The sequence below is a fragment of the Glutamicibacter sp. JL.03c genome (assembly GCF_025854375.1).
In the GTDB taxonomy this organism is placed as follows: Bacteria; Actinomycetota; Actinomycetes; order Actinomycetales; family Micrococcaceae; genus Glutamicibacter.
On sequence record NZ_CP107575.1, the window covers coordinates 3,442,577 to 3,462,776 of the forward strand.

General features: G+C 59.5%; 18 protein-coding genes. 8 read left to right on the forward strand and 10 right to left on the reverse strand.

Features of this window, described 5'->3' with window-relative positions:
• Nucleotides 1-247 precede the first annotated feature (247 nt).
• Entirely contained in the window at nucleotides 248-1,021 is a 774-nt protein-coding gene (locus tag OF385_RS15930) for an IclR family transcriptional regulator (RefSeq protein WP_264276279.1), read from the forward strand.
• On the opposite strand, the gene OF385_RS15935 is transcribed toward OF385_RS15930, so the two are convergent.
• The 3 genes from OF385_RS15935 to OF385_RS15945 all read right to left on the reverse strand — a co-directional run bounded on the left by OF385_RS15935 (nucleotide 1,018) and on the right by OF385_RS15945 (nucleotide 4,983).
• Complete coding sequence (locus OF385_RS15935; RefSeq protein WP_264276280.1) at nucleotides 1,018-2,244, reverse strand: MFS transporter; 1,227 nt, start codon at nucleotides 2,242-2,244, stop codon at nucleotides 1,018-1,020. The genes OF385_RS15930 and OF385_RS15935 overlap by 4 nt on opposite strands.
• Nucleotides 2,245-2,400: 156 nt before the next feature.
• Complete coding sequence (locus tag OF385_RS15940) at nucleotides 2,401-3,036, reverse strand: GntR family transcriptional regulator (protein ID WP_264276281.1); 636 nt, start codon at nucleotides 3,034-3,036, stop codon at nucleotides 2,401-2,403.
• 90 nt (nucleotides 3,037-3,126) lie between these two features.
• Nucleotides 3,127-4,983 (reverse strand): ABC transporter ATP-binding protein, encoded by a 1,857-nt coding sequence (locus OF385_RS15945; RefSeq protein ID WP_264276282.1) that lies wholly within the window; start codon nucleotides 4,981-4,983, stop codon nucleotides 3,127-3,129.
• A 494-nt stretch (nucleotides 4,984-5,477) separates the two neighbouring features.
• On the opposite strand from OF385_RS15945, the gene OF385_RS15950 reads away from it, so the two are divergent.
• The gene (locus tag OF385_RS15950; RefSeq protein WP_264276283.1) at nucleotides 5,478-6,917 is read left to right on the forward strand and encodes a cation:dicarboxylate symporter family transporter; all 1,440 of its coding nucleotides are present in this window, start codon (nucleotides 5,478-5,480) and stop codon (nucleotides 6,915-6,917) included.
• Nucleotides 6,918-7,023: 106 nt separating this feature from the next.
• On the opposite strand, the gene OF385_RS15955 is transcribed toward OF385_RS15950, so the two are convergent.
• Nucleotides 7,024-7,800, reverse strand: coding sequence for an SDR family NAD(P)-dependent oxidoreductase (locus OF385_RS15955; protein WP_264276284.1), 777 nt, complete (start codon nucleotides 7,798-7,800; stop codon nucleotides 7,024-7,026).
• An 83-nt stretch (nucleotides 7,801-7,883) separates the two neighbouring features.
• Here OF385_RS15955 and OF385_RS15960 point away from each other — a divergent pair, with 83 nt between their 5' ends.
• Nucleotides 7,884-8,471 carry a TetR/AcrR family transcriptional regulator gene (locus OF385_RS15960; protein ID WP_264276285.1) on the forward strand — a complete coding sequence of 196 codons (588 nt, stop codon included), beginning with the start codon at nucleotides 7,884-7,886 and terminating at the stop codon, nucleotides 8,469-8,471.
• A gap of 11 nt (nucleotides 8,472-8,482) precedes the next feature.
• Here the strand turns inward: OF385_RS15960 and OF385_RS15965 are convergent, their stop codons facing one another.
• On the reverse strand, nucleotides 8,483-9,082 hold the full coding sequence (locus OF385_RS15965; protein ID WP_264276286.1) for a TetR family transcriptional regulator: 600 nt from the start codon (nucleotides 9,080-9,082) through the stop codon (nucleotides 8,483-8,485).
• 193 nt (nucleotides 9,083-9,275) lie between these two features.
• Here OF385_RS15965 and OF385_RS15970 point away from each other — a divergent pair, with 193 nt between their 5' ends.
• Together OF385_RS15970 and OF385_RS15975 are read left to right on the forward strand one after the other, a co-directional pair.
• Complete coding sequence (locus OF385_RS15970; protein WP_264276287.1) at nucleotides 9,276-10,319, forward strand: aldo/keto reductase; 1,044 nt, start codon at nucleotides 9,276-9,278, stop codon at nucleotides 10,317-10,319.
• Nucleotides 10,316-11,110 (forward strand): carbon-nitrogen hydrolase family protein, encoded by a 795-nt coding sequence (locus OF385_RS15975; protein ID WP_264276288.1) that lies wholly within the window; start codon nucleotides 10,316-10,318, stop codon nucleotides 11,108-11,110. The genes OF385_RS15970 and OF385_RS15975 overlap by 4 nt, the downstream gene beginning before the upstream one ends.
• A gap of 268 nt (nucleotides 11,111-11,378) precedes the next feature.
• Here OF385_RS15975 and OF385_RS15980 read toward each other — a convergent pair whose 3' ends face one another.
• Both OF385_RS15980 and OF385_RS15985 read right to left on the reverse strand, forming a co-directional pair.
• Nucleotides 11,379-12,740 carry an APC family permease gene (locus tag OF385_RS15980; RefSeq protein ID WP_264276289.1) on the reverse strand — a complete coding sequence of 454 codons (1,362 nt, stop codon included), beginning with the start codon at nucleotides 12,738-12,740 and terminating at the stop codon, nucleotides 11,379-11,381.
• A 340-nt stretch (nucleotides 12,741-13,080) separates the two neighbouring features.
• Nucleotides 13,081-13,746 carry a TetR/AcrR family transcriptional regulator C-terminal domain-containing protein gene (locus OF385_RS15985; protein ID WP_264276290.1) on the reverse strand — a complete coding sequence of 222 codons (666 nt, stop codon included), beginning with the start codon at nucleotides 13,744-13,746 and terminating at the stop codon, nucleotides 13,081-13,083.
• Nucleotides 13,747-13,860: 114 nt separating this feature from the next.
• On the opposite strand from OF385_RS15985, the gene OF385_RS15990 reads away from it, so the two are divergent.
• Nucleotides 13,861-15,486 carry an amidohydrolase gene (locus OF385_RS15990; protein ID WP_264276291.1) on the forward strand — a complete coding sequence of 542 codons (1,626 nt, stop codon included), beginning with the start codon at nucleotides 13,861-13,863 and terminating at the stop codon, nucleotides 15,484-15,486.
• Nucleotides 15,487-15,530: 44 nt separating this feature from the next.
• Here the strand turns inward: OF385_RS15990 and OF385_RS15995 are convergent, their stop codons facing one another.
• Nucleotides 15,531-16,454, reverse strand: coding sequence for a DMT family transporter (locus OF385_RS15995; RefSeq protein WP_264276292.1), 924 nt, complete (start codon nucleotides 16,452-16,454; stop codon nucleotides 15,531-15,533).
• Between the two features lie 32 nt (nucleotides 16,455-16,486).
• Between OF385_RS15995 and OF385_RS16000 the strand changes: the two genes are divergently transcribed.
• The gene (locus OF385_RS16000) at nucleotides 16,487-17,041 is read left to right on the forward strand and encodes an XRE family transcriptional regulator (RefSeq protein ID WP_264276293.1); all 555 of its coding nucleotides are present in this window, start codon (nucleotides 16,487-16,489) and stop codon (nucleotides 17,039-17,041) included.
• 79 nt (nucleotides 17,042-17,120) lie between these two features.
• Here the strand turns inward: OF385_RS16000 and OF385_RS16005 are convergent, their stop codons facing one another.
• Nucleotides 17,121-18,140: an intradiol ring-cleavage dioxygenase gene (locus OF385_RS16005; protein ID WP_264276294.1), complete on the reverse strand. Its 1,020-nt coding sequence runs from the start codon at nucleotides 18,138-18,140 to the stop codon at nucleotides 17,121-17,123.
• A 183-nt stretch (nucleotides 18,141-18,323) separates the two neighbouring features.
• On the opposite strand from OF385_RS16005, the gene OF385_RS16010 reads away from it, so the two are divergent.
• A complete protein-coding gene (locus tag OF385_RS16010; RefSeq protein ID WP_264276295.1) occupies nucleotides 18,324-19,352 on the forward strand; it encodes a Gfo/Idh/MocA family protein in 1,029 nt (342 codons plus the stop codon).
• Here OF385_RS16010 and OF385_RS16015 read toward each other — a convergent pair.
• Complete coding sequence (locus OF385_RS16015) at nucleotides 19,349-20,155, reverse strand: alpha/beta fold hydrolase (RefSeq protein ID WP_264276296.1); 807 nt, start codon at nucleotides 20,153-20,155, stop codon at nucleotides 19,349-19,351. The two genes, OF385_RS16010 and OF385_RS16015, sit on opposite strands and share 4 nt — an antisense overlap.
• Nucleotides 20,156-20,200 lie beyond the last annotated feature (45 nt).

Below are 20,200 nucleotides of genomic sequence, written 5' to 3' on the forward strand. Positions count from 1 at the left end.
TCTTCACGACGATGGCTGCGAGTTCGTGATCTCGGCGATCCAAAAGATTTCCGTATAGTGGATACTATTATCCTCAAAATGAAAACGCAAGGGGTATTTGTGGCCCCGGGCACGGATTTTTGTCGGCTAAATATCGGATCGTGGAAGAAATGCCTGATTTTAGGCTATTGTTGGGACGAGGATTTCGCATCGTAGAACTTACGCGTAAGCTACTTCCAAAATGAGTGCCTTAACTAGAGGAGCAAAGATGACGCAGACTACCAGCAAGTCCACCACCGGCGGTGTGCAGTCCGTCGAACGCGCATTTGAGCTTCTGGAAGTCATCGCCCGCGCCGGCGGCGAAGCGGCACTGAGCGAATTAGCCGCCGACACTCCCCTGCCGCTGCCGACCATCCACCGCCTGCTGCGCACCCTGGTCGGGGTTGGCTACGTGCGCCAGTTGCCCAACCGCCGCTATTCCTTGGGTCCTCGCCTGATTCGCTTGGGTGAAGTAGCCAACCGGCAGCTGGGCGCACTGGCATCCCCGGTGCTCAAGGACCTGGTCACCAAGTTGGGCGAATCAGCCAATATCGCTGTGCTCGATGGCGACATGGTCACCTACATTGCCCAGGTGCAGTCGGCGCATTCGATGCGCATGATCACCGAAGTCGGGCGCCGCGCCATGCTGCACAACTCCGGCGTCGGCAAGGCCGTTCTCTCGGTCCTCGATGACGAACGGGTGCAGCGCCTGGTTTCCCAGGCCGGCATGCCGCCAAAAACGGCGAATACCATCACCACGCTAGGCAAGCTGTTCACCGATGTAGAAGCCACCCGCGAACGCGGCTTCGCCATTGACGAGGAAGAACAGGAATTGGGCGTGCGCTGCATCGCCGTTCCGGTCCCCGGGGCGCCAACCCCGATGGCGATCTCGGTCTCCGGTCCGGTTACCCGCGTGGACGAGGCGTTCATGAAAACCGCCGTGCCGGTACTGCAGGCTGCAGCCAGCGAACTGGGTGTGCAGCTGGTGGCAGCGGCCGACTAGTTTTCCGCGCCAGCGCGTGCCGGCGCCAAGAGCGTCATCACGGCCAGCGGAAGCAAGACGATGGCGGCGATGATCGTCAGCGCCGAGAAGGAGCTGATCGCCATCAGCGGGCCGGCGGCAAAAGCGGCCGTGGCACCGCAAAGGTTGGACAGGGCATCAACTCCGCCCTGGACCGACGCGCGCTCTTGCTTGCTGATGACCGTCGCGAACAAGGCAGAACCGGACACATTGATGAACGACCAGCCCACCCCGAGCAGGATCAGGCTGGCCATGATCCAGCCCATGCTCTCGGGGTGCAATCCCCCGGCCAGCAGGGAAGCGGCAAAGACCACCAAGCCCGCGCCAATGGAGAAGCGGTACCCCCAGCGGTCTGCCACGTAGCCCACCACTGGCGCCAAAGCGTACATGCCGAGAATATGCAGCGAGATGGTGATGCCGACCAGGGACACCGAGCCGCCGTGATGGGTGACGTGGATCGGAGTCATCGTCATGATGGCCACCATGACTACCTGCGCGCTGAGGATTGCCACCACTGCGTAGCGAGCCCGGAGATTCTTGCGCAGTTCCAAGACAAAGCGCTTGAGGCCGCCGCGCTGGCGCACCGGCAGAGCCGCGTCGGCTAGTCGGTCGCTTTCCCTGTTCAGCAATAGCGGATCAGGGCGCATCAGCAAGAAGACCAGCAAGCCCGCCAGCAGCATGGCGATACCGGCAATGAGGAAGGCCCCGGCATAGACATGCAGCCCGGTCGCGTTGCTGATCGCCTGGCCAGGCACCCCGAGGTTCGGGCCAAGGACCGTGCCGATGGTTCCCACCCAGACGACCAGTGCCAGGCTGCGCCCCTTGTGGTCGTCGGCAGCCAGATCGGTAGCGGCGAATCGGGCCTGCAGGCTGATGGCCGATCCCGAGCCGATCAGCAGCAAGCCAGCGAAGAGCGGGATCACCATCTGGAACTGGGCGGCGGGAACCAAGAGCAGCGCGCCGAGCGCTGCCAGCCACCAGCCGCCAGCCAAGGCGACGCGTCGTCCGAAGCGCGCGGCCAGATTGCCCAGGGGCAGTCCGAGCAGGGCCGCACCCAGGGTGCTCGCGGTGCGGGCAAGGCCTGCCCAGGCTTCACTCGAGGTGGCTTCCTCGGCCAGCAGGATGCCGATCGACGGGGCCACGCCCACGCCGATGGTTCCGAAGATCTGGGAGATGGCAAGGACCCAGAGGGTACGCTGTTGCACCCTGCTACGCGTCAACTCGTTCAAAGCCTTGCCCTCCATTCGCCTCAGATGGTTCGCTAACCATCCAGAATCAGTGTAAAGCAAACTGGGATACAAGATGTATCCCAGTTTGCTTTTGTGGCAAAGTCACGGCCGAACAGCAGGCCCGGACGGCCTTTAGTGTCCGCTGCCATTGTCCGAAACGTGCTTTCTCAAGCACTCTTTGAAGCCAGCTGAATCACCGTCGCGCATCAACCGGGCTAGATCCTGATGCTCGGCAATGATTTCCTCGCGGCGCGTGACCAGGTCTTCCGAGGTAGCAAAAAGCGCAAACCGATGACGGTCAGCTAAATGATCATAAAGCTCAACGCGGACGCTGTTGCCAGCGGCCTCGACAAAGCCTCGATGGAAGGCGATGGTCAGTTCGACAAACTCTTTCAGGTCGCCGGCAGCCAAGGCGGCATCCTGCTGGTCGATGGAGGCGATCTGCCTCTGGGTCAGCTGCTCCCGTTGGGCCTGCGAGGCGTCGGCCACCGAGGCCGATTCGAGCAGCAAACGCGTATCTGCCAGTTCAGCGACCTGCTTGTCACTCAGTCCGCGTACCACCGCACCGCGCTTGGGGAAGATCTCAATCCAGCCTTCTTGCTGGAGCCTGCCCAGGGCCAGGCGCACCGGTGTGCGGCTGAGCTCGAATTCCTTGGCTAGCGATGCCTCGCCAATCATCGATCCCGGCACATAGGTACCCTGAAGCACTCCGTCACGGATCAGCCGATACGCTCGTTGCGATGCGCTGGGTTCTTCGGTGGGCGCCACGGATGCGATTCTCCTTATTTACTTCGGCAGCCGCGCGATAGATCCCGCGGTGTTTCCAGACTACGCGAATGGTCGGCGTGCTAGCCCCTGCTACTGGGCGAACTGGGTTTCATAGAGCTGGGTGTAGCGTCCGCCAAGGGCAAGAAGTTCTGCGTGCGTTCCGCGTTCAATGATCTGGCCGGCTTCCACTACGAGAATTTGGTCAGCCGAGCGGATAGTGGAGAGCCGGTGGGCAATGATCAGCGCGGTGCGGTTTTCCAGTGCTTCTGCCAAGGCGGCCTGCACGGCGGCTTCGTTGGCTGAATCCAGGGCAGCGGTCGCTTCATCGAGAATAACCACCTGCGGGGCGGCCAGCAGCAGTCGAGCAATGGTCATGCGCTGGCGTTCACCACCGGACAGGCGGTAGCCGCGCTCACCCACCACGGTTTCCAGTCCATCGGGCAGCGCCTGGATGACCGGCTTGAGCCGGGCGCGTTCCAGCGCTTCCCAGATTTGCTCGTCCGTGGCTTCAGGCCGGGCCAAGCTCAGGTTGGAGCGGATGGTTTCGTGGAAGAGGTGGCCGTCCTGGGTCACCATCGAAACTGTGGTGCGCAGCGAATCCAGTTTGAGCTGGCGGATATCCTGCCCCGCCAATTGAACGCTTCCCGAGTCCACGTCATAAAGCCTGGCCAGCAGTGAAGCTACCGTGGACTTTCCGGCGCCCGAGGATCCTACGAGGGCAAAAGTCTGCCCTGCCGGGATCTCGAAATTGATATCGTGCAGGACCTGCTCGCCCCCACGGGTATCAAGAATCGCCACCTCCTCCAGCGAGGCCAGCGAAACCTTGTCCGCGCTCGGATAGGAGAAATTCACGTGCTCGAACTTCACTGGGACCGCCGCGCCAGCTTCAAGACGGCGGGCATCGGGAGCATCAGAAATCAGCGGCTCCAAGTCCAGGACCTCGAACACCCGGTCAAAGCTGACCAGGGCGCTGGTGATTTCCACGCGGGCATTGGCCAGTGCGGTCAACGGAGTGTAGAGCCTGGTCAGCAGCATGCCGAGGGTGACGACATCGCCGGCGGCCAGTTCGCCGCGCACCGCGTACATGCCGCCCAAGCCGTAGACCAAGGCGAGCGCCAAGGCGGCCACCAGGGTCAACGCGGTCACGAAGTAGAACTGGCGCATGGTCATCTTCACGCCGATGTCACGGACCCTGCCGGCGTGCAGGGCGAAGACCTTGGACTCGTCCTTGGGGCTGCCGAAGAGCTTGATCAGCGTGGCGCCCGGCGCCGAGAAGCGTTCGGTCATCTGGTTGCCCATGCTGGCGTTCAGCTCGGCGGATTCACGGCGAAGCAAGGCGACGGATTTGCCAAAGTGGCGGGCCGGTAGAAGGAAGATCGGCAGGAGCACCAGGGCAATGAGGGTCACCTGCCATGAGGTGGTGAACATGACGGCGGCGGTGAGGATCAAAGCCACGGTATTGGACACCAGTCCAGAGAGCGTCCCGGCGAATGCCGACTGCGCGCCGATGACATCGTTGTTCAGCCGGCTGACCAATGCACCGGTTCGAGTGCGGGCGAAGAACGCGACAGGCATTTTCTGCACGTGGTCGAAGACCGCGGTGCGCAAGTCGTAGATAATTCCTTCGCCCAGTCGCGAGGAGAACCAGCGCACGATGACAGAAGTTATGGCATCCGACACCGCGATGAACGCCATGATGATCGCCAAATTGGCAATGGCGCGCACTCCTGACTGCGCGACGATCTCGTCAACCACCCGGCCCGCGAGCACCGGAGTCACCACCGCGAGCACAGCGGCGATCACCGAGAAGAAGACGAAGATCAGCAGGCGGGTCTTGTACCCAGCGGCAAACTTCAGTACCCGTTTTGGCGTGGTCGAGGCATAGGCCTTCCCCTTGTCGCCAGACAGCTTCCACAGCGAATGCCAGGCGGCACTTTCCATGCTCATGAATATTTGCTCGCAATCCTGCTCGGGGATTCGGTGAGTTCCACCGTGCCTAGTTTCCCAGCAACCCTTCTGCAGGTTCTAGCTAGGGTCAGCTTATTCGGATCAGCTGGAGACACGGGCCGGACCGAAAATGACGCGGCCCAGCGCGAAAATGACAAAGCCGGCAATACCGCTTTTTTGCCGCAAGCTCGCAGGACTGCTTCCCGGAAGTAGGCCACAGCTCGTTCCCGCCGGCACCCGGGTTGCCGCTGATCGCCATGGGTATGGCGCAGTTTCCACCGAACCATCGCACCCTGGCATGCCACGGCTTTTCGCGCACCCCGGAATCTTGAAAGTACTTGTGGGAGTGCATTTCCATTCCACGATCCAGAATGAATCTATTCCGAATTGCGGAATACTGTTTTTCTATTGCGGAAAGATGTGAGCTGGCCTACAGTTGACACCAATCAAGCCACAGGCACATATCTCGGAGCGAGAATTCCTCAGGAGCAGCCATGAAAATCAATTCCGCCGACCAATTGGTCGTTGCCGAAGTACCACGCAAGAAACCCTTCTATACCTCCTTGTTCTTCCAACTTGGAGTAGCCATCGTCGCCGGAGTCTTGATCGGGCATTTCCTGCCGAGCATCGGCTCCCAGCTTCGCCCGCTGGGCGATGGATTCATCATGCTGATCAAGATGATCATCGCTCCACTGATCTTCCTCGTGATCGTGACAGGAATTTCCGCAGTAGGAGATGTCAAAGCCGTCGGCCGCCTGGGCGTCAAGGCATTGCTCTACTTCACTTGCGCAAGCCTCTTCGCTTTGGTCTTCGGCCTCATCATCGGAAACCTCATTCAGCCTGGCGCAGGGCTGAGCATCGACCCTTCCACTCTGGATGGCACCGCGGTTCAAGAGAAGACCGGCGAGGCCAAGAGCGCATCTGAATTCATTCTGGGGATCATTCCAGTCAGCGTCTTCGGAGCATTCTCAGACAACAACCTCCTCCAGGTGCTGTTCTTCTCCGTGTTCTTCGGAGCGGCAGTCGTCGTCATCGGGAAAGATCGTTGCGCGCCATTGCTCGGCATTTTCGACAATGTCTTGGAATTGATCTTCAAGATCATGAGTTGGGTTATGCGCGTCGCCCCATTGGGCGCTTTCGGAGCCATGGGTTTCATCATCGGCCAATACGGAATTGAAACTCTGGGGACCTATGCGAAACTGATCTTGGCCTGCTACGCGGCGGCGCTGTTGTTCATCGGCATCTTGTTCATTGTGGCTTGGGCATTCGCCCGGGTTCCCCTGTGGCAGTTCATCAAGTACACCCGCGAAGAATTCCTGCTGGCGTTGGGCACTGCATCCACCGAATCAGTAATGCCTCGCATCATGACAAAGCTGAACAATGCAGGCTGTTCCCGAGCCACGACTGGGCTGGTCGTGCCTACCGGCTATTCGTTCAATCTCGATGGCGCCGCCATCTACCTGTCCATCTCGCTGCTCTTCCTCGCCCAGGCATTCGGACACGACTTGAGCTTTGGTCAGCAGCTGGCAGCACTAGGCGTCCTGCTGCTGACATCAAAGGGCATGGCCGGAGTGCCCGGTTCATCATTCCTGGCATTGTCCGCCACCGCTGCCGCGCTGGGAATCTTCCCCGTGGCCGGCGTGGCCCTGCTGCTCGGTGCGGATCGCCTCATGGACTCCATGCGTGTTGCGGTCAACCTGCTGGGCAATTGCGTGGCAACCTTCGTGGTCGCCAAGTGGGAAGGACAGTTCGACCGCAAAGCGATGAAACGGGCATTCGCCGGAGAAAACACCCTTGAGGAGGAGCCATCGGGGCCAATCAAGGCAAGCGGCGAAGAACCCGCTGAGGCTACCTGTTCGCACTGTGGTGCAGCCAAGGCCGCGCAGAGGGCCGGCGCCTTGCTTGGCTCCCCTGCAGCGGCCCCGCAGCACTAGCGCACATAGGACACTCGCCACAGACGATACTGGCCAGACTGCACCGGATTTCCCCGGCGCAGTCTGGCCAGTATCGTCTCTGACGGCATCGCGCCGAGAACATTGGCTAGATTGCGCTCCACCCGCCATCTGATGCCAGCACTACGCCGTTGATATTGGTGCTGTCGTCGCTCAGCAGGAATGCGATGGAAGCAGCGAGCTGGTTTGCCGCGGCCACGCCCGGAATGATGCTCATCAGCGGAGCGATGGCCTGCTGGGCAAATTCTGAAGTCATCGGCGCCTCGATATTTGTCTGCACAGCACCCGGGGCAACTGCATTGAAGCGGATCCCGCGCTTTCCATACATGACCGCCGAGTTCTTCGTCATCCCTACCACCGCATGCTTCGATGCGGTGTAGGCAACGCCAGCGGCAGAACCGCGCAGGCCTGCTTCCGAAGCCACATTCACGACCGCCCCTTGACCGGACTCGAGCATCGACGGCAGAACACTGCGCGTTAGCTTCAAGATGGAGTTGACGTTCACATTGAATACGCGCTCCCAGGTCGAGTCCTCGACTTCATGGATGGGTTCGAACTTGTCCATAATGCCTGCGACATTTGCCAGACCGTCTATTTTTCCGCCGCTTGCGCCCACGACACGATCCGCGACCTCTTGCTGGGTGATGTCACCGGCCACTGAAATCAGATCCAGCTCGGGATTTTCCGCCAAGAGTTCCTCAAGCCTGTCCGCGCTGATGTCCGAGGCAATCACTTTGCCACCCTCCTTGGCTACGCGTAACGCTGTGGCTCTGCCGATTCCCGAACCCGCACCGGTAACAACGATGGTTTTGCCACTGAACCGTTCTGCCACGAGTCGTTCCTGCCAAGTATTTTCGGTATTCATTGCACATCCCCATTTCGATAGTTACCGTGTCGAATTTAGCTTATGACTCACTGTGCCATAATTCAATGGCTCATACTTGAGATATGCCGGACAGCCACGTATCCACGCCCGGTCGCCCCTCCGGACGACCGCAATCCATCCACCCGGACTCCGTAGCGCGCATCGCCTTAGAACTCTTTGACCAGCACGGATATACCCAGGTCTCCATGGCGCAGATTGCCGAGGCCTGCTGCATTGGACGCAAGAGCCTGTACCGATATTTCCCATCCAAGACGGATCTCGTTTGGGGCGGAGCACTTGATGCGATTTCAATTACGGAAGCAGCCTTGGAGCTAGAGCAGGAAAAAGGGCACGGACCCATTGATTCCCTGCGCAATGCCACGCTGGCCGGCCTTCGATCCATACCAGACTTGGACGTTGCCCGCGGGAGACTGCGTTTAATTGCCGGCCAGCCCGAATTGCTATCGCAGGCCTCACTACGGATGGCTCCTGATCGTGAGCGAACTGCGCATTTCTTCAGAAAGCATGGAGTGAGCGAGGAGCAGGCAGAGTACCTGACCATCGCTTTCGGCGCAGTTGTTTTCACCGCATGCATCCGCTGGGCGCAATCAGAGAGCCCAGATCCCGAGCCTTTCTTACGGCGCGCAACTGCAGTCCTTCAGGCCCCGTAAAGGCCTGGCCATCAAGACCTGGCGGCGCCCCACTTGTCGTCAATCATGGCCGCAAAATCGAACGCTTCGTCAAGGATTCCACGCAGGGATTCATCGCGCGAGTCCACCCACCGGACCAAAGCGTGATCATACAGGGTCAGCGCCAGAAGAGCCGAGGTGTCGGCCAACCGGTGATTGGCACAGAACGGCTGCAGCGCTTGGGCAAGCTCGGCTTGCTGTTCGCGACGTGACTCTTGCCAACTGGCTCGTAGCGCCGGGGTGCTCCACACCAATTGAACCCGAGAGCGCATCGCTTCAGGATCCTCCTCAGCGGCAACAACCGTCGGTTCAAAGCTCCGGCGCAGAAGTTCGAGCAAACTCTCACTGGGATTCGATGCCATGGACTCAAGCATCTGGGAGAAATGCATATTCATGGACCGCAGTGCGGTCACCACGGCGTCTTCTTTGGATGAGAAATATCTGAAGAACGTCGCGCGTGAAATTCCTACAGCTTGCGCTGCTTGCTGGGCCGTGACGTTCTCCAAACCGCGCTCAGCAAAAACGGCATACACCTGCTGAGCCAACTCGGTTTTCATCTTCTCGCGCACCCGATCACGCACCACGCTGCCCATGGCAAAAATTTTACTCTGAGATCACTCATCGTTAATGAGACTCTGTCTCTTTTGCCAGCTCAGCGTACGAAAATACTAGGCGTGTCGAATCTGTTCCAATTCACGATACTCAATAATTCCCCAATGATAGTGCCCGCATCTTGCCACTTCGGTAGGCTCAAGAGTGGCATTGGATTCCAGTTGAAGGACAGGCATGGGGCAACAGAACAGCATCAACAGCATCGAACTCGGGCAAGGCCTGAAGGTCACTGGCCAAGGCTTTGGATGCATGTCCTTGAGCAGCGCTTACGGTGCCGCCGAGGACGTGGAATCGTTGCGCACTGTGAATCACGTGATTGATTCCGGAGTCACCTTTCTGGACACAGCGAACATTTACGGCGCGGGACACAACGAATCCTTGCTCGCCCAGATCCTCAGAACGCGCCGCGACGAGGTCACCCTGGCCACCAAAGCCGGCATCATTCGCCCCAAGAACCCGGGTGACCCACGAGTCAACGGCGACCCTGCCTTCATCAAGAAATGCCTCGACGAGAGCCTCCAGCGCCTGGGCGTAGACTACGTTGACCTCTACTACTACCACCGGGTTGATAGCCGAGTCCCGATTGAAGATACGGTCGGCGCCTACAAGGAACTGGTCGAAGCCGGCAAAGTGGGCCACATTGGCTTATCCGAAGTGACCGCCAAGGAACTTCGCCGAGCGCACTCGGTCCACCCTATTGCCGCGATCCAGATGGAGTATTCCATTTTCAGCCGGGACATCGAACGCTGGTTGCTGCCCGCAGCCAGCGAGCTCGGCGTGGGGTTGGTCAGCTACGCATCCTTGGGCCGCGGCTACTTCACGGGCGAAGTGGATTCTCTCGATCAGCTGGACGCGAACGATGTCCGCCGGAACTTCCCGCGCTTCGAGGACTCCAGGATGCAGCACAACCAGCCATTGCGAACGATCATCGAAGAAACCGCGCAGCGTGAAGGAATCACCCCCGCGCAACTTTCACTGGCGTGGGTTTATGAGCAGGCTCGGATCCACAATGTGCAGGTATCGCCCATTCCAGGGACCCGCTTTGCCCACCACTTTGACGAGAACCTTGAAGCATTGGATATCCGACTCTCGGGAGAATCCATGGCAGCGTTGAACGCGCTGGCTGAACGGGTCGACGGCGAGCGCCAAGCCGACATCATGTCCGTGTCCAAGGGACGTGAACAGCACCAGATGGCCGAAGAAGGTAGCTTCTCATGAAACTTGCACTCGCCCAGGTATTGAGCACCTCGGATCCTCAACGCAATCTTGCCATCGTGCGTGACCATGCCAAGCAGGCTAAGCAGGCAGGTGCCTCATTGGTGGTTTTCCCGGAGGCGATGCAAATCGCCTTCGGGCATGATCTCGCACAGGCGGCGCAGCCATTGGATGGGCCATGGGCTGCGCTGATCCGCCAGCAGGCTCACGACATTGGCATCACGATTGTCGCCGGAATGTTCACTCCCGGCGAGGACGGGCGGGTTCGCAATACCCTGTTGATCGCGGGGCCCGAGGCAGATGCCCACTATGACAAGATCCACCTGTATGATGCCTTCGGCTACGCTGAATCCGATTCGGTGACCCCTGGAGATGCACCAGTCCAGTTTTCGCATGAGGGACAGATACTCGGCGTGGCCACCTGCTATGACCTTCGATTCCCGCAACTTTTTATCCGCCATGCCAATTCCGGCGCAACAGTGAACATCGTGTGCGCCTCTTGGGGCGCGGGCGAAGGCAAAGTTGAACAGTGGACAACCCTGGCCAAGGCTCGTGCCCTGGATTCGACCACTTTTGTCGCGGCCGTGGGCCAAGCCGATCCTCAAAGCGTCGGACAGAAGGCAACAGGCACGGTGCCACTCGGCGTGGGCCATTCGCTCGTTGTTGACCCGTTGGGTCGAGTTATCGCCCAAGCTGGGGCCGAGCCAGAGTTGCTCGTCGTGGATCTCGACCTGGCTGTGGTTGAAAAAGCTCGGCAGCAATTGCCGGTGCTGGCTAATTCTGTGGATCTATAGCGGTTCAGCCAGCGCACAAAGTGGATCCACACCAGTTCGCAGGTAGTCGTAGGTGATCGCCAGCACTCAACGGTACGCGGCGTACTGGACGAAAGCGCGGTAGAAACCCTGCGGTGTCGCGGAGGCTGAATGAACCACCGCGGAGCCAGTGATGTCGCCATTCGGCTCGAGGACTGCAGCGAATACGGCATCTCGTCCTGTCGCTAAAACACTGGCAGTTTCGCTGGTGACGTTCAGGGCCATCAAGTCTTTTCCGGTACGCGTCCAGCTATTCAGCAAGGTCGAGCATTGGAGCGCTTCGCTTGAATCCGCCGGTAACGTAGGCAAGATATGCCAAGCCAATAACAATCCAGGCAATTCCGATAACCAGCGACAGCGCACTCAGGCTCGTCCACAACCAGATCGTCAGGACCAGCCCGATCAAGGGAAGAACCACGTAATTGAATGTCGCGGCGACCCCACGGTGACGATGGGCCAGGAAGAAATACTTGATCACCGCAAGGTTGACGGCCGAGAAAGCGACCAGTGCGCCGAAGCTGATCATCGCCGAGACCATTTCAAGGCTTGCGAAGAGCGATGTCAGGGAAATGACAGAGACGATGATGATCGCGAAGGTAGGCGTTTTGAATCGGGGGTGCAAATAGCCGAAGATCTTTTTCGGCAACACGCCGTCACGGCCCATGCTGAAGAGGATTCGCGAAACCGAAGCCTGCGAAACCAGCGCTGAACCCATCGCTCCGCAGATGAACCCGGCAGTGAAGAAAATCGATAAGAACTGGCCACCAGCGGTAAACACCACTTGGATGGACGCAGAATCAGCGTTCTCGAACTGGTGCGAAGGGAAGACCAAATGCGAGACGTAGGCCAGCGCGATGAACAGCAGCCCGCAGATCAATGTTGTCAGGATAATCGCGCGCGGCAGATCCCGCTTCGGATTGCGAGCTTCTTCGGCGAATGTCGTGATCGAGTCGAAGCCCAGAAACGAGAGACAGAGAATCGCCGCTCCCGCAGCAAGCGGAGCGAATCCGGTGGCCTCGCCGGTTCCCCGCAGCGGGGCCATCAGATCAACACCACCCTGGCCTCGCAAGTAGGCGATAGAGAATCCGATGAACAGGATGATGAACAGGAATTGGAAGCCAATGATCACGATATTTGTTCGCGCTACCGAGACAATGCCTATGACATTCAGAACCGTAACCAGCAGCATCCCGGCAAGCATGAACACCCAGGGCGGAACTGCAGGGAAGAACTCGTTGAGGTAGATCCCCAAGAGCAAATAATTGATCATCGGCAGGAAAAGATAGTCCAGCAGCAAGGCCCAGCCTGCCATGAAGCCGACGTTCGCCCCGAAAGACCTCTGGGTGTAAACGTAAGCGGAACCGCCTACAGGAAATGCCCGGGACATCAGGCCATAGGACCGCGCGGTGAAAAGCATCGCCAGCAACGTAATCGCGTAGGCAACCGGCAGGCGCCCGCCGGTAATTTCGGTAACGATCCCATAGGTGCTGAAGATCGTCAGCGGCACCATGTAAACCATGCCAAAGAGCACGAGATTGGGCAGTCCCAGCACTCGATGCATCTGCGCAGACCCACCGGGGCTAGTCTCGGACGTCCGTTCCAGCTGATTCATGGCAACCCTCTCTGCCAGCGGATAGCCATGGATCGTCGCGTATGACGCGTTTGCGAGTCGCACCCGAGGCTAAAAAATAATGAAGACCGTTCACTTAATGTAGTGACACCCCTCACCAATGACAAGAGGCAGGAAGGATTCATCACCCGCATTTCGGGCGTATGAATGGGCTTGGGCAACCCCGGAGATCACTATTATTCTGCTCAGCGAACGAGACTGACTAGGGAATTCGCCTCGTTCACGCAGGATGGGTGCAGCGCAAGCCAGAGCATGGATCCTTCGTGAATAAATTTATAAGATTAATTTGAAGGAAACATTGAGCAAGGAATATTTCCTTCCCCTAGGACTGCGCCACTTCACGCTCAATGGCGGCAATGATGGCCCGCAGCCCAAACTCGAACGACTGGTCACTAACGGTTGTCCTGGCTTGATGGGCGTATTTTTCGCCTAGTTCCATCACCTCGCCATGGCTGCTCTGGACAGCGCCCTCGCCAGCTACTGGCACTGTGGTCACGTGCGCACCAGGCGCGACGATATCCAACACCGCGCCTACGACTAGCGACTCGATTGCTACCATCATCATCAGAATTCGCGGGACGGCGACGCCTGCACGCCGCAGGATTCGTCCCATCTCCTCGTAAATGACCCCTGATTCCGATTCCTCCGAAATCGGAGTTGCGACAATCAACTCCGCAGCAGCAGGCACTTTCAACAGCGCTTCCCGGAAAAGAACCGAGAAATGGAACAAGGCCTCGGTCCACGGCAGATCCGCCAGCATGCTTCGGTCAATGGAACGCACGATGTCGCGCCTCATGAGGTTGACCAGATGTTGGCGATTATCAACATGGTTGTACAGCGCTGGCGTGCGAACGTCGAGCGAGCGCGCCAGCCGGCCCATGGAGAATTCCTCTGACCCCACCTCATCGAGCAAGGCGAATGCCGCCTCGACAATGACCTGCTGGGTAAGTATCGGCGTTGCGGGACGTCCTGCGACTCGTTGCGACATGCGATTCTTCCTGCTTGGTGGGGGCCAATCAATCTCCATCAAATCATGGACAGCAAATTGCGTCGACGTTAGACTCAAAAATAATTAACAGCATTAATATTTTGGAGTAAGTCGATGCCTGGTCCTCAGACCGTGCTCTACGCACGAACAATCCACACGCTCGGGACAGCGGAAGACGTATCAGCCATAGGCATCACCGACGGCCTGATTTCCCACCTGGGCACCGCCAGCGAGGCCGCCGGGTGGATCACAGCGGATACCGAGGTCATCGATTACGGCGAAGCCGCCATCACGCCCGGGCTGGTCGACGCCCATATTCACCCGGTGTTCGGCCAATCAGTCGCTCGCGGGGTATTCCTCGGAGACGCTAGAACCGTGGAGGAAGCAAGCCTGCGGCTCGCCGAGTACGCAAGCAAGCTCGGCCCGAAGGAGATCGTCCTCGGCCACGGATTGAACGTCTCTATTTTTGGCGCGTCTGAACCAAGCAGCGGTTTTATCGACAGTGCGTTGGCGGGCCGGCCTGCCTACATCTCGTGCTTCGATGCCCATTCGGCACTGGCATCGAAGTCGATGCTTCAGCTCGCCGGAGTAAGAGGAACCGAGACGTTCACGGACGGCTCCAGCGTGGTTGTCGATGAAAACGGCGTACCTACAGGCTTTCTCCGCGAGTTCGCGGCGATGGCCCTGGTTGAATCCGCATTGCCGCCCTTGAGCATCGATGACAAGGTTGACGCGGTTTATCGGCTTTTCATCAACATGGCTGCCAGCGGGCTCACCGGCGGAGAAATGCTTGACCTGGCAGACCCTGATTCATTAGAAATCTTCCGCCGGTTGGAAGCACGCGGCGACTTGCCGATCAAGCTACGCATCGCCCCATGGATCATGGCCAGCGACGATACCGGAACCCTGGACCAGATGATCGATCTCCAAGGCACTCACGGACGGCGCTGGCATGTTCGGGGAGTCAAGCTCATGATCGACGGGACGATCGATAACGGCACCGCGTGGCTCTATGAACCAGACACCGAGGGCGAATCCACCGCCTCCCTGTATTTGAATCCAGGGCAATACGTCCAGAACCTGCGATCCCTCGACGAAGCCGGGGTGACAACCACGACGCACGCCATCGGCGATCAAGGAATCGGTTACGTTATTTCAGCCATCGCGGATCTTCCCAAGAACGGCTTACGCCACCGAATCGAACACCTGGAGGAGATCAACGACCAAGACTTTGCCCGCTTGAAGGATTCCGGTGCGACCATCAGCATGCAGCCCACGCACTGCACCCATTTTGTCCGTGCCGATGGCACCGATACCTGGTCCCGCCGCTTGGGCGAGCACCGCTCGGGCTTTGCTTTCCGCCTGCGCGATGTGAAGGATGCGGGGCTTGTCCTGGCGCTTGGATCGGATTGGCCTATTGCGCCCTTCGACCCGCGCTTGATCATGGCTGATGCGCAGACCAGGCGCCGCACGGAAGTGCCTGGAAGCGATAGCGCGTACCCCCGCCACAAGCTTTCTGCGCTTGAGGCTTTGGAAGGCTACACCGTGAACGTGCACGAAAGCTCGGGCGCTAGGGGCGGACGGATAGAGGTTGGGCTGCCTGCCGATCTGAGTATTTTTGCCGCGGATCCGTTGGGCGTTTCACCTGAGGAACTTTGTTCCCTGGAAGTGCTCGGCACATACGTGGACGGCCAATTAGTCGACCTTGGCGCCAAGCTGGTGGACGCCGCCGTTGTTTGAGCTCGGCATCCCGGCAAAGCCCCGCGGCACCCCCTGCCGGTTGATTATTGGCTGATGCCTTCCAGCGAATCTGCCAGCCTCGCCGCCTTGCCCCGACGACGCGGACGCAGCTCGCTGGCCAGCGATCCAGCCACGATGAGCAGCGCGCCGGCAATGGCCACCGGCGGCAGCCGGTCTCCGGCGATACGACCGATGATCGCGGCCCAGACAGGTTCTCCGGCATAGATAATTGTGGCCTTCGTCGGCGAGACCGACTTCTGCGCCCAGTTCATCGCAAGCTGGATCATGCAGCTAGCCACGCCGAGGGCCACTGAAGCAATGACCCACACCCACGAGAACTCCGGGACCTGCTCGCCGACGGCAGGAACCGCCAGAAACCCGAGCACCCCTGCTACCAATAACTGCACCACGGTGACGCGCCCAAGATGCACCTTGCCGGCGAACCAGCCAATGAGAATGATCTCCAGGGCAATTGGCAATGTGCTGATAATCGTGACGAGCTCGCCCGTGCCGAAGGTGAGCCCAACGCTTCCGGGGTCGGCCAAGAGAACAAGCCCGATGAAGGCCAGTGACACGCCGATCCAAGTGAGCAGCCCCGGCTTCTTGCGGAAGACAACCCATTGCAGCAACGGCACCAGCGGAACATAGAGGGCGGAGATGAAGGCCGAGGTGCTGCTGTTGAGCGTCTGCAATCCGGCGGTTTGCAGGCCGTAACCGAAGAAGATCATGACTCCAATGGCCGTGCCGGCACCTATTTCCTTGAAAGTCAGGCCCTTGAGTGCCCGCGCGAAGAGCAGGGCGCTGATCAGGCCTGCAGTGATAAACCGCATCCCAACGAAGAACCACGGGCCGCTGTGTTGCACGGCAATGTGGATGATCAGAAAGGTTGCGCCCCAGACAACCGTGGCAAGGACCAAGACCACTTCTTGGCGGGAGAACGCACGCCACCGGAACTCATTGTGCAACATAATGCACAATCTTATGGTGAATAATAGTGCACATGCAAACGAGCGACAGCACAGATGTCCTGACCCACGTCAGCAGAAATGTTCGCCGGCTACGCCTGGCCACGGGCCTGAGCCAGGCGGCACTGGCCGACCAATCAGGAGTCAGCCGGCGCACGGTCATCAAGCTGGAAGCCGGCGAAGCGAACATCAGCCTCACCGGACTCGACCGGCTTGCCGAATCGCTGGGCGTGACATTCGTCGATTTGGTTGCGGAGCCCACGGCTCCAAGATCCTCGGTCAACGAAGCCGTTTGGAGAGGGCAGCATCCGCAGAGCGTTGGGACGCTGATGGCCTCGGTTCCTGCCAACAAGGAAGCGCAGCTTCTGAGCTGGTCGCTTGATCCGGGAGAAAGCTATGTCGGCGAACCTGATCCTGCGGGTTGGTCAGAAATGATTCTTGTTGTCGAAGGCGAGCTCCGCATTCAGACCACAGGAGAAACAGTGCTGCGCGCCGCTGGCGAGCATTACGCATTCGCTACGAATCAAGACTTCTCCTACATCAATCAGAGCCAGCAGCTCACGCGCTTTGCCCGGATTGTCGTGAGCTGATCAGCAAGCTGGCGTTTGATTCTTCCTTGCAGGACGCGAGGGCCAGCAGATATCTCGCGATACCCGCTGGCCATGCGCATCAGCTGTCCGACTGCTCCGAAGATGAGCTCATTGCTCCATTGTCGTTAGGCGGCATGGACGGAGCTCCTGACGGTGGAGTGCCACCGGGGCCGCCCGAGGGAGGAGTTCCTCCTTGCCCGCCTGGACCACCGGACGGTGGCGTACCGCCTCCCATGCCGCCGCCATCCGGCGCAGAACCGCCTGCCGGTTCGGTAGCGGTATCAACGTTGACCGTGAGTTTCACCATGTACCCGGACGTGGCATCGCCGGTCACGGTAGCCAGCTGCGAAGCCCCTCCGTCGTCGCCGAAGACATTGTCGCTCTCCAAGGTCAGATCTTCCAGATTTGCCACGGACTGCTCATATCCCTTGGTAGCGAATACGACATCACAGATGTCTTCCGGCAACGCCACCTGGGAGGTGGCAATCGCCTTGGTGGAGTCGGTAATGGACTGCGCATCCGGGTAGATTTCAAAGTGGATGTGGGGCCAGCGTCCCACATAGCAAGCCGGGAAGATACTGGTGTACCGCACCAGGCCGTTGCCGTCTGCCACCTGGACTCCGCGCAGATAGTTCTCGTTTTCCAGACCCGTGGAGTACATGGAGTATCCGCCATCGCGGTCGCAATGCCAGACATAAACTGACACGTCCTTGAACGGCTTGTTGCCGTTGGCCATATCCACGATGTTCAGTTCCAGGGTCATCGGAATGCCTTCGGCGGTGGCGGTGCTTTCACCGAAGCTCGAACGAATGTCGCTTCGAACAATGCCACTTTGTTCCAAGACATCCGGGCCATTGGAACCATCTCCCGGATAGGGGCCAGCGGTTTCATCGGGGATCTCGGCAACGCCAGAGGAGCTTGAGCTGGAAGCTGGCGAGCACGCTGCAAGGGCCAGGCCCACGGCGCCTAGCCCTACTCCGGCTAGAACCTTGCGCCGCTCGATCAGCGTTCCGACATCGAAGGCTAAACCCTGATCTTCGAGGTCTTCCTCCGGCCGAGGCAAGTCGCGATTGCCGTATCTACGTGGCGGGATCTTCATGGCTGTTCTCCTGACGCAAAGAGTCTGAAATAAGTACGCATCTACAGCCTAGGAAGGATGGCAGAGGGCGGGCCCAGCTTGCCCTGTGGGGTTCCTATGCCGATGAACGCGCTCTCTTCCACTGGCATCCGTGAACCACTAAGGTGATGATCAGCCACCCGAACACCTGCCGATGGAGCTTCCGTGTCCTTAGCCTTGCCCCAGCCAACTGCGCCACATCCATCCACGGCTCCGGCGTTGAATTGGGGAATCCTGGGACCGGGGTGGATTGCCGGGCAATTCGCGACCTCGCTGAATTCTTTGACCCAGAGCCGCATCGCCGCCGTGGGTTCACGCAGCCAAGAACGCTCCACGCAGTTCGCCCGGACCCATGGCGATAGCGACACCCGAGCTTACGATTCCTATGACCAGGTGCTTAGCGACCCGTCAGTGGACGTGGTCTATATCGCCGTCCCGCACAGCGGACATGCGCAACTAGCCATCAAGGCCATCAACGCCGGCAAGCATGTCCTGGTCGAGAAGCCGATGACCCTCAACGCGGACCAAACCCAGCAGGTAATCACTGCTGCCAGAACTGCCGGCGTTTTCGCCATGGAAGCCATGTGGTCACGCCTCTTGCCCGTCGGCAACGTGATAGCGCAAATCCTGGAATCACGGCTGCTCGGCGAGATCCTCTCCATCAGCGCGGACTTCGGAGCCAAATTCCCGGTCGATCCCGCCTCCCGGATTTACGATCCTGCCCTCGGCGGCGGTGCCCTGCTCGATGTCGGGATCTACCCTGTCGCATTCAGCGCCATGCTCTCCCCTGCCAAACAGCTGCTGCACGCATCAGGCCGGATGACCCAGACAGGAGTCGACGCATCTTTCACGGCACTGCTTGCCAACAACGACGGGTCCACCTCCAGCATCTTCAGCAGCATCGAGACCGATTCGCCGCAGGCCGCCTGGATCGCCGGGACCGAGGCGACCTTGGAAGTGGAGCGCCCCATTTTTGCCAGCTCACGGCTCGTGCTGCGCAACTCAGATGGCGGTATCGCCGACAGCCAAGACTTCACGGAGCACTCCCCTGCCACCGGTTTGGGCTGGGAAGCCGCGCACGTCGCCCGATGCATCAGCGAAGGACTGCTTGAGTCGCCCATCATGCCGCTGGATGAGTCCCTGGCGATCGCGCACACCCTGGACCGGATCGCAGCGCAGCTGCTCAAAAGCTAGTGAATCGGCTGCGCCGCGTGCAGTGCGCCATGCTTCGCCACGTCATCCATCAGGATCTGCGGCCAGGCATTCACCTCATCGCGGGTGCTGGCCACCTGCAACCTCGCTTGGGGCAGCGCGTATAGCAACGCCTGCGCGGTAGTCACCGGGTGGGAGGGGTCCTCGGTCCACGCCAGGATATGCGCGGGCACGGTGACGCGCGCCAGATCCGCAAGCTGTGGCAGATCGCTGGCGGCCGCGCCCCGGAAAATGGTCGGCAATAGCTCCGGAGAATTATCCGGCAGGGTCATCGGGTTCCCGACGGTCGCCGGAGGGACCGGCTGATTGATATCGGCTTGGACAAAGGCATCCCAGCCCTCGGTTTCCAGCACCCTGGCATGGTTCAAGTACGCTTGCGACTTCGCCTTGCGGGACTCCCAGGCAGTTGGCGGAAGCAGCAGGGTCAGCCCGCAAAAGCGTCCTGGTTCCTTGATCGCAGCGTAGAGCAAGGTGGCACAACCCATGGATGGTCCTACGCCATAGACCTTTTCGCCCGGGAAGTACTCGTGCAGCAGAGCCAGCAGATCATCCGCCAAATTCTGCCACTCGTAGTCTTCAACGACGGTTTGCCCGGTGGATTCGCCGTGCCCGCGGGCATCGTAGCGCAGCAGCCGCGTGCCGCTTAGCCCCCGGCCCAAATCCATATTCAGCACGCGGTCCCGCGCCCGGCTGGAGGTCAAGCCATGGAGCTGGACTACCGGATGTCCGCCTTCATCACTGAATTCCACGTCAAGTTCAGCGCCTTGAACACTAAATTTCGCCATAATCCAAGTCCGCTTCTGTCATAGACGATCTTGGGTAATAGGATA